Here is a 12255-nt window from a genome sequence, read left to right as displayed (position 1 = left end):
TGCAATGAGCGATACGACTCAAAAATCCGGCCTCCACGGAGCCGGCGACGACGAATACACGCCCACCGGCACCGACCAGGTGGCTGAAAACCTGGCTGCCCTGGACGATGACGAGGCCGAGCTCCGCGCGGCTACCCTCCGGGCCGGCCTGGACGACTACGAACTCGACGAAGAAGACGCCGCGCTGCTCAGCGGTGAGTACGGCGATGAGGGCGACGAAGGTCCCCTCAAGCTGGATCCGGTCCTGGCCATCATCGGACGCCCGAACGTGGGCAAGTCCACGCTGGTCAACCGCATCCTGGGCCGCCGCGAAGCCGTTGTTGAAGACACCCCGGGCGTTACGCGCGACCGCGTCATGTACTCGGCCCGCTGGAATGGCCGCAACTTCACGTTGGTCGATACCGGTGGATGGGAGCACGATGCCAAGGGCATCCATGCCCGCGTAGCCGAGCAGGCTGAGATGGCCGTTGAGCTTGCCGACGCCGTTCTCTTCGTCGTGGACTCCGCCGTCGGCGCGACCGCCACGGATGAGGGCGTCATGAAGATGCTCCGCAAGAGCAAGAAGCCGGTCATCATGGTGGCCAACAAGGTGGATGACTTCGCGCAGGAAGCCGACTCGGCAACATTGTGGGGCCTCGGCTTCGGCGAGCCGTACCCGGTGTCGGCGCTGCACGGCCGTGGCGTGGCCGACCTCCTTGACCACGTCATGGACACCCTGCCCGAGTACTCCTTGGTGGAAGGCGTGGAACGCTCAGGTGGCCCCCGCAGGATCGCCCTGATCGGCCGCCCGAATGTGGGCAAGTCTTCCTTGCTGAACAAGCTCGCAGGCTCTGAACGAGTTGTGGTTGATCCGCTGGCCGGCACCACGCGTGACCCGGTTGATGAGTTCATCGAACTCGGTGACCGCACATGGCGCTTCGTGGATACCGCGGGTATCCGCCGGCGCCAGCACATGGCCCAGGGCGCCGACTTCTACGCGTCCCTGCGTACGCAGGCTGCGCTCGAAAAGGCGGAGGTCGCCGTCGTGCTTCTTGCCGTTGACGAAGTCCTCAGCGAGCAGGACGTCCGTATCCTCCAGCTGGCTATCGAATCCGGCCGTGCACTGGTTCTCGCCTTCAACAAGTGGGACCTGCTGGACGACGAACGCCGCCGGTACCTCGAACGCGAAATCGAACAGGACCTTGCCCACGTTGAATGGGCTCCGCGCGTTAACATCTCAGCCAAGACCGGCTGGCACAAGGACCGCCTGGTCCCGGCGCTGGACATCGCCCTGGAGAGCTGGGACCGCCGTATCCCCACGGGACGCTTGAACGCGTTCCTGGGCGAACTGGTTGCAGCGCACCCGCACCCGGTCCGCGGCGGCAAGCAGCCCCGCATCCTCTTCGGCACCCAGGCCTCCAGCCGCCCGCCGAAGTTCGTTCTCTTCACCACTGGGTTCCTGGATCCCGGATACCGACGTTTCATCACGCGTCGCCTGCGCGAAACGTTCGGCTTCGAGGGTACGCCCATCGAGGTCAACATGCGCGTACGCGAGAAGCGTGGCAAGAAGCGCTAAGTGAGACGGGCATCACAGCCAACATTGGCTGTGATGGCGTCTCCGACCTCCAACTTCGTGTAAGCTTTTGGAGGTGGTTCGGCCGGACTGCTTAGGTGGGACTCTTCGGAGGAAAACTTAGGCGGAGAACGGTGGAACCAGCGGGCTGTAGCGCAGCTTGGTAGCGCACTTGACTGGGGGTCAAGGGGTCGCAGGTTCAAATCCTGTCAGCCCGACCAAAAAGGCCGGAATCACGCGGAAACGCGGGATTCCGGCCTTTGGTCGTTAAGCTGGCACGATCTCCCGGCCCCGCTTGTCGGTCCTCGCGTTCAACGCCAGGGAGAACGAGCAAGGCCGGAAGCCGGCTACACCCTTTCCAGCGCCCCGAGGGCCCTCACCAGTGGCTCAAGCTCGGGAACTGACTCGGCTGCCTCCAAGGCGGAAGCCAACGTTTCATCATGCACCGGTTTTGCCGCCTCATGGAGCTTCTGGCCGGACAGCGTCAGCTCTGTGTAGATGCCGCGGCGATCATCGGCGCACAGGATGCGGGTGAGCAGCCCCCGGTCCTCAAGCCGGTTAACCAGCCGGGTGGTGGCGCTGCTGGAGAGGGCCGTGGCCCGGGCGAGCTGCTGCATCCGCATATGCCAGCCGTCCTGGCGGCTCAGTGCATCCAGGACCGTGTACTCCACCACGGACAGCTCGCTCGAAGCCTGGAGGGACTTCTCCAGTTCCGCCTCGATGCTTCCGTGCAGGGCGGCAAGGGTCCGCCAGCCCTGCGCCCGTACTTCTACGGCGTCATCCTTGATGCCCATGTCTGCTGTGCTCCTGCCTGGTTTTCGTGTCGATCGCGACGCATCCCAAAGTAGTTGCTTGCGCAAGTACCTAGCGTGTGCAACTATATATAAAGCGTCTGCAACTATTATTCTACGGTTCCCGGCGGCGCACTTCCACTTCCCGAGGGAACCAAGCATCTAAGGAGCTCCACATGCCCGCAGGGTTGATTGCCCTTGCCCTCGGCGGATTCGGTATTGGCCTGACCGAGTTCGTGATCATGGGCCTTTTGCCCGAGGTTGCCGCCGATTTCCAGGTCAGCGAGGCTTCGGCCGGCTGGTTCATCTCCGGTTACGCCCTCAGTGTCACAGTTGGCGCCCTCCTGGTGACGGCTGCAGTCACCAGGCTGCCTCGCAAGCCCGTACTCATTGGCTTGCTGGTTCTCTTCATCGCCGGCAACTTCCTGTCCGCGATCGCGGACAGCTACACAGCTATGCTGATCGGCCGGATTGTCGCAGCCCTGTGCCACGGAGCATTCTTCGGTATTGGTTCGGTGGTGGCTGCCAGCCTTGTGCCGGCACACAAGAAGGCTGCTGCAATTGCCATCATGTTTACGGGCCTTACTGCCGCCAATGTCCTCGGTGTTCCGTTCGGAACCCTGCTGGGCCAGAACTTCGGATGGCGCTCAACGTTCTGGGCCATTACGGTCATCGGCGTCGTTGCACTTCTTGGCATCGCACTGATGGTCCCCAAGGCCAGCACAGAACCTACCAACGGTCTCCGCAGCGAACTGGGGGCGTTCAAGTCCGGCCAGGTGTGGCTCTCCATCATCGTGACCATCCTCGGCTTCGGCGGTATGTTTGGCGCCTTTACCTACATCGCGTTCACGCTGACGGAGGTCTCCGGGTTCCAGTCCAGCGCCGTGCCGTGGCTGCTGGTGCTCTTTGGCGGCGGCCTGTTCGTGGGTAACTTCCTGGGCGGCAAGGCGGCCGACAAAGCACTCGACAAGTCACTCGTCGTCATCCTCGCCGGGCTCGTCGTGGTGTTGGTCTTCTTCGCCCTCACGGCGTCCAACAGCATTGCCACGCTGATCTCGCTGGCACTGATGGGCGGGTTCGGCTTCGCTACGGTCCCAGGCCTGCAGATGCGGGTCATGCACTTCGCTTCCGCTGCCCCAACCTTGGCGTCAGGGGCCAACATCGGTGCTTTCAACCTGGGCAACGCGCTGGGAGCCTGGCTTGGCGGCGTGACCATCACCGCCGGCCTCGGCTACACGTCTCCCATCTGGGCAGGCGCGGGCATTACGGTCGCTGCGTTGCTGGTCATGGTCTTTGCCGCTGCAGCAGCCAAGCGCGGGGGAGCAGTGGCACCCGCCGGAACGCCCGACGTCGAACGCGAACCGCGTGAGGCGCCTGTCGCCTGACGCTGGACATCGGTTAAGAAAGGAAGCCCGCCACGGATCGTTCCGTGGCGGGCTTTCCGCGTCCTACGTGTTGGGCGATGCACCGTGTGTATTGGGTGAGGCGTCGCGCGATTCCTGGTCTGCGGTTTTGGCGGCTCTCAGGCGTTCATTTTCTGCCTGCTTCAGCACCTTCATTTGTTTGCCCCGCCGCCGCCAAAGGGCCCACAGGATGGTGACGGCAATGAAGATGAGCAGTGCGGCAATGGCCGAAACTGCCGTCCACGTTGTGAAGAAACCCGCATCCACGCTCAGGGTACGCTGACCGGCGTGGGCCGACTCCGTGCTGCCGAAGACGATGCCGGCGGTGAGCAGGTTGGGGGTGGCAATGGCGACGGCCACCAGCACAATAGCGATTTTCCAGGGCCAGGTAATCGACTTGCGGGTGGCCTGCCATGCGACAAGGAGCGGAATGAAGGTAAAGACGAAGCCGTAGAACATGCCCACCAGGACGCTGGCGCCAAGATCACGCCTGATCTGCCCGGCGATGACGTCGGACCACCAGCGCGGCAGGATGGCCCCGAGGATAAAATAGGCGGCCACAGCGACAAGCAATGCCACCAGGATCAGGATTATTTTTACGCCCCAATTACGCTTTTTCTGAGCCGGTACTTGTGCTTGTTCAGTCATGGGTCAATCATGGCAGAGACCCCATCAGGTGCAGGGGAAATGTGCCTATACTTTCAGCGGTGGCCACCAGCACAGGCCGCCGTCGAGGTTCGTCATTGTCCCGATGAAAGGCCACCCGTGAGCAATATTCCAGAAGAACTTTCCTATACCGCGGAACACGAATGGGTTACCGCTCCTGATGCCGACGGCGTTGTGCGGATTGGCATTACCGACTTTGCGCAGGACGCGTTGGGCGACGTCGTGTATGCCCAGATGCCTGAACCGGGGACCAAGGTCACCGGCAACGAGGTAGTTGGCGAAGTCGAATCCACTAAGAGCGTCAGTGATATCTACGCCCCGGTGAGCGGCGAAGTCATCAATCGCAATGATGCCCTTGACACAGATCCTGCCCTGATTAACTCGGACCCTTACGGCGAAGGCTGGCTCATCGAGGTAAAGCTCGCAGAAGCAGATGCAGTGGATTCCCTGCTCAGTGCATCGGAGTACGAACAACAGGTAGGCTAAAGTTATCTGGCCCGCCAGGCTGATTTTCCCTAGCGGAAAAGCGCGACGGCGGGCCAGCAACCGATTTGCCCGGCGGTACCGGGATGCGGAAGTGCCTGGCAGGTTTTGGAACTGCCGGCGGATGAGGAGGAAATTCCATGGTTGGCGGCGAACAGAATCAAGCCAATGTCGGGAACGGCGCGGAGGAACAGCCGACGTCGGAGACCACCTCGATCAGCATCACGCCAACGTGGGACGAGCCAAGCGTTGCCCCCAAGTTGGCCCCGGAAGAGCGTGCATCAGTGGAAGCACTTCCGCCGAACTCGGCTTTGCTCATCGCGCATAGCGGTCCCAATGCCGGAGCCCGGTTCTTGTTGGACGCGGACACCACCACGGCGGGGCGGCACCCGGATGCGGATATCTTCCTCGACGACGTCACGGTGTCGCGTAAGCACGTCCAGTTCCTCCGCTCGGCATCGGGCTTCGAGCTCGTGGACATGGGCAGCCTCAACGGAACGTATGTCAACCACGACCGCGTTGACCGGGTGCAGCTGAAAAGCGGCAACGAGGTTCAGATCGGCAAGTTCCGGTTGACCTACTACCTGAGCCCTGTCCGCGCAGCAGGCCAAGTCTGACGGGGTATCTGCCTGTGGCTATTGCCCAGTCGGACCGCCGCGGACCGCAGGTCCTGAACATCGGGGAAGTCCTGGCGCAGCTGAGCGACGACTTTCCGGGGATGACTGCGTCCAAGATTCGTTTCCTGGAGGAAAAGGGGCTCATCAACCCGAAGAGGACCCCTGCCGGCTATAGGCAATATGCCGATAGTGACGTTGAGCGCCTTCGTTTTGTCCTCGCACTGCAGCGCGACCAGTATCTGCCGCTGAAGGTCATCAAGGATTACCTTGATGCCATCGACCGCGGAGAGCGGCCGGAGAACCTTCCGCCTGGCGTTACTGTGGCGCCCAAAGCCGTGTCGGATGGGATGGCTGCGGAGTTGCAGGGAAGGGCCCGCGCGCTGACCGAGGAACAGTTGCGCGTCGAGTCAGGTGCCAGTGTTCCTTTGCTGGAGTCCCTCTTGAGCTTTGGGCTGATCAGCCATAGTGGCGGACGGTTCGACGAACATGCACTTCAGGTGGCCCGGGCATGCGTGCAGTTGGAAAGCCACGGCCTTGAGCCCCGGCACCTTCGTCCCTTCCAGGCTGCGGCGGATCGGGAGTTCGGCTTGGTCGAAAGGGCGGTTGCCCCCCTGACATCCCGGCGCGACGCAGCCTCACAGGCTCGCGCCGCAGAGGCTGCCCGGGAAATCAGCGACCTCTGCCTCACCCTCCACAGGGCGCTCGTCCACGATCGCATCTCCCGGATGGATAGCTGATGATCGAAGTCGAAATCGTTGGCGTCAGGATTGAATTGCCGTCAAACCAGCCTTTGGTCCTCCTCCGTGAACTCAACGGCGAGCGGCACGTTCCTATTTGGATCGGGACGCCGGAGGCCAGTGCCATCGCCCTGGCCCAACAGGGTGTGGTGCCGCCCCGGCCCATGACCCACGATCTCTTGGTGGACGTCGTGGAATCCCTGGGGCATTCCATCATCAGCGTCAACATCGTCGCCGTTGAGGACAATATCTTCTACGGACAATTGCAGTTCGACGACGGCACGGTCGTCAGTTCGCGCGCTTCAGATGCGTTGGCTCTGGCGCTTCGGGCCAAGTGCCGCATTTGGTGCGCCGATGCCGTGATGGAAGAAGCCGGCGTCCGCATCACGGAACACGATGAAGGAGAGGACTCCGAACCTGATCCAACAGTGGACGAAGAACGCGAAATGCGGCGCTTCCGTGAGTTCCTGGACGACGTGGAACCCGAGGACTTTGAGGGCTGAGCCAGCCTAAGCCTAAAGTTGAGGGTGAAAGTTTCGACACGACTGGAAATTGGGGCCAAGGTCTTTGACCTCGGCCCTCGACGGGCCTAACGTCGAAGGTATCAAGTTCCCGTTGCATACACTGCCTGCGCAAGTCACACTGGAAGGTGCGGACTTGCGGGAATTACACTGCTGCATTTCAGTGTTGTGCCAGCGTATGCACCGTCCCCAAGGGAACTGAGAACAAGGAGGTCACGTGAGTCCGAAAGGCGAAGCAGGCGAGCTGAAGAAGTCCTCTGCCGGCATTGCTGCGCCCGCATCCGGCGCCCAAGGTTTGCTCTTCACAGAGGACCTTCCCGTGCTGGACGAGGACGCGGGCTACCGCGGTCCCACAGCATGCAAGGCCGCAGGTATTACGTACCGCCAACTCGACTACTGGGCACGTACTGGACTTGTTGAGCCCGCCGTTCGTGGCGCAGCCGGATCCGGCTCGCAGCGCCTCTACGGCTTCCGCGACATCCTGGTTCTCAAGGTTGTCAAGCGCCTCCTGGATACGGGTGTCTCCCTGCAACAGATCCGCACCGCGGTGGAACACCTCCGCGAGCGGGGTGTTGAGGACCTTGCGCAGATAACGCTGATGAGCGACGGCGCCAGTGTCTATGAATGTACCTCTGCCGACGAAGTCATTGACCTTGTTCAAGGCGGCCAGGGTGTCTTCGGCATTGCGGTTGGACGCGTATGGCGGGAAGTTGAGGGAAGCCTCGCCGCCCTTCCGAGCGAGCACGCCGCGGAGCAGTCCTTTCCCGACGACGAACTGAGCAAGCGGCGTGTGGCCCGCCGCATCGGCTAAATGCCAATCCGATAGACCGTGAGCTTTTACAAAGAAAGCCTCTTCCCTGAGGGAGGGGGCTTTCTTGCGTGCGGCCGGGATTCCAAGGCTTGTCGACCCCCCGGGCTTGCCTAGCGTTGGCGGCGGTCCCGCAAAGACGGCTGCCCCGCCAGGAGGCTTTGCAGGAGCGCATCAAAGAGCTTGGCGGAGTTCTTGGCCGAATCCCCGGGCCAATGGTGGACCGAATGGGCGGCACCCTGGATCTGCTGCCAGTTGGCTTGTTCCGGAATATGGGGAGTCAGCAGTAAGTCGCCGAACATGGACTCCATCTCGGCAAGGCGGAACGTGTGCTCGGCCGACCCTGTCCGTACACGGTTGGCAACGATGCCGGCCGGAGCCAGGTTGGGAGCGAATTCCTGCCGGAAGAGCTGGATGGCCCGCATGGTGCGTTCAGTACCGGCGACGGAGAACAGCCCGGGCTCGGCCACGAGGACGACGCGGTCGCTGGCATTCCACGCCATCCGCGTCAAACCGTTGAGGGAGGGCGGGCAGTCCACGAGGACCAGTTCATAGTTAGTGGTGCCTGCCAGCACGGCTGAGAGCCTGCGAAGGTCGCGGCGGCCCAGGTCCGGGCGGTCGTAGATTCCAGTGAAGGCCGAGCCCACTGCGACATCCAAAGTCCCGTCGCTGGAACCATTGGAGACCCAGCTGCTGCCGGCCACATTGTCCTGGAGCCGGGCCTTGCGGGGGCTTTTGAGCATTCGCCCGATGTCGAGCTGTCCGCCGGGCTGAACGCCAAGCGCCGTCGTGGCGTCGGCGTGGGGATCGAGATCCACCACCAAGGTAGGAATGCCGGCTGCGAGGGCCGCGGACGCCAGACCAGTGGTCACGGACGTCTTTCCCACTCCACCTTTGAGGCTGCTGATGCTGACTACTTGCACTTGAAAACCCAAAACCTAACGCCGGTTGCCGTATCGCGCTGATTCGGCTCCGGAAGCGCCGGAGCCGGGGCTTGCCGAAGCCCCTTCAACATCATATGGTGCATCGCGGCCGAATCCCGCTTTCTACGCGCCCGGCCGTGGGGGAGAAGGGTGGCAATAGCATGCTGTCGGATCGCGCGCACGCATATACAGCCCACATGACGATTCCTTTGTGATGGTTGCCACAAAGATTTGTGTTTGATGCTGGCGGCACTACACACTGTGACCACCGACCGATCCACCCGCAATGATGCAGGAGAAGTATGTTTTCGAAAATTCTGGTGGCCAATCGCGGCGAAATCGCGATCAGGGCGTTTCGCGCTGGTTATGAACTTGGCGCCAAGACCGTAGCCGTCTTTCCGCACGAGGACCGTAACTCGATCCACCGGCAGAAGGCCGACGAAGCCTACCTTATCGGCGAGGTGGGCCACCCCGTCCGCGCCTACTTGGACGTAGAGGAGGTTGTCCGCGTCGCCAAGGAAGCCGGCGCAGACGCCATCTACCCCGGCTATGGCTTCCTTTCCGAGAATCCGGACCTCGCCCGCGCAGCACAGGCGGCGGGAATCACGTTTGTGGGTCCGCCTGCGGAGGTACTGGAGCTCGCAGGGAACAAGGTTGCCGCACTCGAAGCCGCCCGCAAGGCCGGTGTTCCGGTCCTGAAGTCGAGCAAGCCGTCCAAGGACCTTGACGAGCTCATTGCGGCCGCGGACGAGATTGGGTTCCCCATCTTCGCCAAGGCCGTCGCCGGCGGTGGTGGCCGTGGCATGCGGCGCGTCGAGACGCGCGAAGCCCTGCCCGAGGCACTGCAGTCCGCCATGCGCGAGGCTGATGCGGCTTTTGGCGACCCCACCATGTTCCTCGAGCAGGCCGTGCTGCGTCCCCGCCACATTGAAGTGCAGATCCTGGCGGATGCTGAAGGTAATGTCATGCACCTCTTCGAGCGTGACTGTTCACTGCAGCGCCGCCACCAGAAAGTTGTGGAGATCGCACCGGCGCCGAACCTGGATGAGAACATCCGCCAGGCTCTTTACCGCGATGCCGTGGCCTTCGCGAAGGCCTTGAACTACGTGAACGCAGGAACTGTTGAGTTCCTGGTGGACACTGAGGGTGAGCGCGCCGGCCAGCACGTCTTCATTGAAATGAACCCCCGCATCCAGGTCGAGCACACCGTGACAGAGGAAATCACGGATGTGGACCTCGTGCAGGCGCAGATGCGTATCGCCTCGGGGGAGACCCTCGCGGATCTCGGCCTCAGCCAGGAGACAGTCTCCATCAAGGGCGCCGCTCTTCAGTGCCGCATCACCACCGAAGATCCCGCCAACGGTTTCCGTCCGGACGTCGGAAAGATCACCGGTTACCGCTCTGCCGGCGGCGCCGGTGTAAGGCTCGACGGCGGCACGGTCTACTCGGGTGCCGAGATCAGCCCGCACTTCGACTCCATGCTGGTGAAGCTGACGTGCCGTGGCCGTGACTACCCGGCAGCGGTGGCCCGTGCCCGCCGCGGCCTTGCTGAGTTCCGCATCCGCGGCGTGTCCACCAACATCCCCTTCCTGCAGGCCGTCCTCGCGGATCCGGACTTCAATGCGGGCAACGTGGCCACGGACTTCATTGACAAGCGCCCCGAGCTGCTGAAGTCCCACATCTCGGCCGACCGCGGCACCAAGCTGCTGACATGGCTGGCTGAGGTCACCGTGAACAAGCCGAACGGCGAGCTGACTGTCCACTCGGACCCGGCCAGGAAACTGCCCGTGATCGAAGGGCCGGTTCCCACGTCGGGCTCGCGCCAGAAGCTGAAGGAACTCGGGCCTGAGGGCTTCGCCAAGGCATTGAGGGAGCAGCAGGCCCTGGCAGTCACGGACACCACGTTCCGTGACGCCCACCAGTCGTTGCTGGCAACCCGCGTCCGCACCCGCGACCTCGTAGCGGCCGGTCCGGCCGTCACCGCACTCATGCCGGAACTTCTGTCCGTCGAAGCCTGGGGCGGTGCGACCTACGATGTCGCCCTGCGCTTCCTTGGTGAGGATCCCTGGGACCGCTTGGCGGCGCTGAGGCAGGCACTTCCCAACACTTGCCTCCAGATGCTCCTCCGTGGACGCAATACCGTTGGCTACACGCCATACCCCGAAGAAGTCACTGAAGCTTTCGTCAACGAGGCTGCGGCCACGGGCATCGACATCTTCCGCATCTTCGACGCCCTTAACGACGTGAACCAGATGGCTCCGGCGATCCGGGCAGTGCGTGCGACCGGGACCGCCGTTGCAGAAGTTGCCCTCTGCTACACGGGCAACCTCCTTGACCCCAACGAGGACCTGTACACCCTCGACTACTACCTTGACCTCGCACAGAAGATCGTCGACGCCGGTGCGCACATCCTGGCCATCAAGGACATGGCAGGCCTGCTCCGTCCTGCCGCGGCCGCGAAGCTTGTGGCTGCCTTGCGTGAGCGCTTCGACCTGCCCGTGCACCTCCACACCCATGACACCGCCGGTGGCCAGCTCGCCACCCTCTTGGCGGCCGTGGATGCTGGAGTGGACGCTGTGGACGTCGCTGCTGCCTCCTTGGCGGGTACTACGAGCCAGCCTGCCGCCTCGGCGCTGGTGGCGGCTTTGGCCAACACTCCCCGTGACACAGGCCTCAGCCTTAAGAATGTCGGCGCCATGGAACCTTATTGGGAAGCTGTTCGCCGTGTCTACGCGCCCTTCGAGTCAGGCCTGCCGGGCCCGACAGGACGTGTCTACCAGCACGAAATTCCTGGCGGCCAGTTGTCGAACCTTCGCCAGCAGGCCATCGCGCTTGGCTTGGGTGAGCAGTTCGAAGCAATCGAGGACATGTACACCGCTGCGGACCGCATCCTGGGCCGGCTGGTCAAGGTGACGCCGTCCTCCAAGGTGGTGGGTGATCTTGCACTGCACCTTGTTGGCCTGAATGCCGATCCTGCGGACTTCAACGAGAACCCGCAGAATTACGACATCCCCGACTCCGTCATTGGTTTCCTTTCCGGCGAGCTGGGAGATCCTCCCGGTGGCTGGCCCGAGCCGTTCCGCACCAAGGCCCTCCAAGGCCGCAGCATCAAGGTGCGCGATGTGGACATCAGTGCCGAAGACAGTGCTGCGCTCAAGGGTGACTCCAAGACCCGCCAGCACACGCTGAACCGGTTGCTCTTCGCAGGTCCCACCAAGGACTACTTGAAGAGTGTGGACACCTACGGCAACATTTCCGTGCTGGACACCCGTGACTACCTGTACGGATTCCAGCAAGGCTCAGAGCATGTGATCGAACTGGAGAAGGGCGTCCGGCTCATTGCCCAGCTCGAGGCCGTATCCGAAGCCGATGAAAAGGGCATGCGCACGGTGATGTGTACGCTCAACGGCCAGTCCCGTCCCGTGGTTGTCCGTGACCGTTCGGTGGTCAGCAACGTCAAGGCAGCCGAGAAGGCCGATCCTGCCCAGCCCGGCCAGGTGGCTGCCCCGTTCGCGGGTGCCGTGACCGTCACGGTCAAGGCAGGCGATGTGGTCAATGCCGGAGACACCGTTGCGACCATCGAGGCAATGAAGATGGAAGCCTCCATCACGACGCCGGTAGCCGGCACGGTGTCGCGCCTTGCGATCTCGTCGGTGGAGCAGGTCCAGGGCGGCGACTTGCTGTTGGTGATCGGCTAGCTATCCGCTAAAAAAGTACCCCGTCCGGCATGGTCCGGACGGGGTACTTTTTTGTT

At 62.7% G+C, this 12255-nt stretch carries 11 protein-coding genes and 1 tRNA gene; 9 read left to right on the top strand and 3 right to left on the bottom strand.

The features are described 5' to 3' along the window. Positions 1-4: 4 nt before the first annotated feature. Both der and ACSSVG_RS01240 read left to right on the top strand, forming a co-directional pair. Positions 5-1555, top strand: coding sequence for a ribosome biogenesis GTPase Der (gene der, locus ACSSVG_RS01245; RefSeq protein ID WP_026542475.1), 1551 nt, complete (start codon positions 5-7; stop codon positions 1553-1555). Between the two features lie 141 nt (positions 1556-1696). Further along, positions 1697-1773 (top strand) — tRNA-Pro (locus ACSSVG_RS01240). A gap of 126 nt (positions 1774-1899) precedes the next feature. On the opposite strand, the gene ACSSVG_RS01235 is transcribed toward ACSSVG_RS01240, so the two are convergent. Continuing rightward, positions 1900-2346: a MarR family winged helix-turn-helix transcriptional regulator gene (locus ACSSVG_RS01235; RefSeq protein WP_231339094.1), complete on the bottom strand. Its 447-nt coding sequence runs from the start codon at positions 2344-2346 to the stop codon at positions 1900-1902. Positions 2347-2519: 173 nt separating this feature from the next. Here ACSSVG_RS01235 and ACSSVG_RS01230 point away from each other — a divergent pair, with 173 nt between their 5' ends. Beyond that, on the top strand, positions 2520-3728 hold the full coding sequence (locus ACSSVG_RS01230) for an MFS transporter (RefSeq protein WP_231339093.1): 1209 nt from the start codon (positions 2520-2522) through the stop codon (positions 3726-3728). Between the two features lie 63 nt (positions 3729-3791). On the opposite strand, the gene ACSSVG_RS01225 is transcribed toward ACSSVG_RS01230, so the two are convergent. Then, positions 3792-4394 (bottom strand): hypothetical protein, encoded by a 603-nt coding sequence (locus ACSSVG_RS01225; protein ID WP_492416878.1) that lies wholly within the window; start codon positions 4392-4394, stop codon positions 3792-3794. A 117-nt stretch (positions 4395-4511) separates the two neighbouring features. On the opposite strand from ACSSVG_RS01225, the gene gcvH reads away from it, so the two are divergent. The 5 genes from gcvH to ACSSVG_RS01200 all read left to right on the top strand — a co-directional run bounded on the left by gcvH (position 4512) and on the right by ACSSVG_RS01200 (position 7581). Then, complete coding sequence (gene gcvH, locus ACSSVG_RS01220) at positions 4512-4898, top strand: glycine cleavage system protein GcvH (protein ID WP_172322041.1); 387 nt, start codon at positions 4512-4514, stop codon at positions 4896-4898. A 137-nt stretch (positions 4899-5035) separates the two neighbouring features. Continuing rightward, positions 5036-5512 carry an FHA domain-containing protein gene (locus tag ACSSVG_RS01215; protein ID WP_144652821.1) on the top strand — a complete coding sequence of 159 codons (477 nt, stop codon included), beginning with the start codon at positions 5036-5038 and terminating at the stop codon, positions 5510-5512. A gap of 20 nt (positions 5513-5532) precedes the next feature. Next, entirely contained in the window at positions 5533-6249 is a 717-nt protein-coding gene (gene ftsR / locus ACSSVG_RS01210) for a transcriptional regulator FtsR (protein ID WP_231339125.1), read from the top strand. Beyond that, positions 6249-6752 carry a bifunctional nuclease family protein gene (locus tag ACSSVG_RS01205; RefSeq protein ID WP_231339091.1) on the top strand — a complete coding sequence of 168 codons (504 nt, stop codon included), beginning with the start codon at positions 6249-6251 and terminating at the stop codon, positions 6750-6752. Before ftsR ends, ACSSVG_RS01205 begins: the two co-directional genes overlap by 1 nt. Positions 6753-6987: 235 nt before the next feature. Then, the gene (locus tag ACSSVG_RS01200; RefSeq protein WP_308102698.1) at positions 6988-7581 is read left to right on the top strand and encodes a MerR family transcriptional regulator; all 594 of its coding nucleotides are present in this window, start codon (positions 6988-6990) and stop codon (positions 7579-7581) included. A gap of 110 nt (positions 7582-7691) precedes the next feature. On the opposite strand, the gene ACSSVG_RS01195 is transcribed toward ACSSVG_RS01200, so the two are convergent. Then, positions 7692-8501, bottom strand: a complete 810-nt coding sequence (locus tag ACSSVG_RS01195) for a ParA family protein (protein WP_492416874.1) — start codon at positions 8499-8501, stop codon at positions 7692-7694. A gap of 302 nt (positions 8502-8803) precedes the next feature. Between ACSSVG_RS01195 and ACSSVG_RS01190 the strand changes: the two genes are divergently transcribed. Then, a complete protein-coding gene (locus ACSSVG_RS01190; protein WP_231339085.1) occupies positions 8804-12199 on the top strand; it encodes a pyruvate carboxylase in 3396 nt (1131 codons plus the stop codon). Positions 12200-12255 lie beyond the last annotated feature (56 nt).

The sequence above is a fragment of the Paenarthrobacter sp. E2MeOHC11 genome (genome assembly GCF_058744955.1).
The sequence above is the reverse complement of the archived record's forward strand: the minus strand, read 5'-3'. Positions and strand labels throughout refer to the sequence as shown.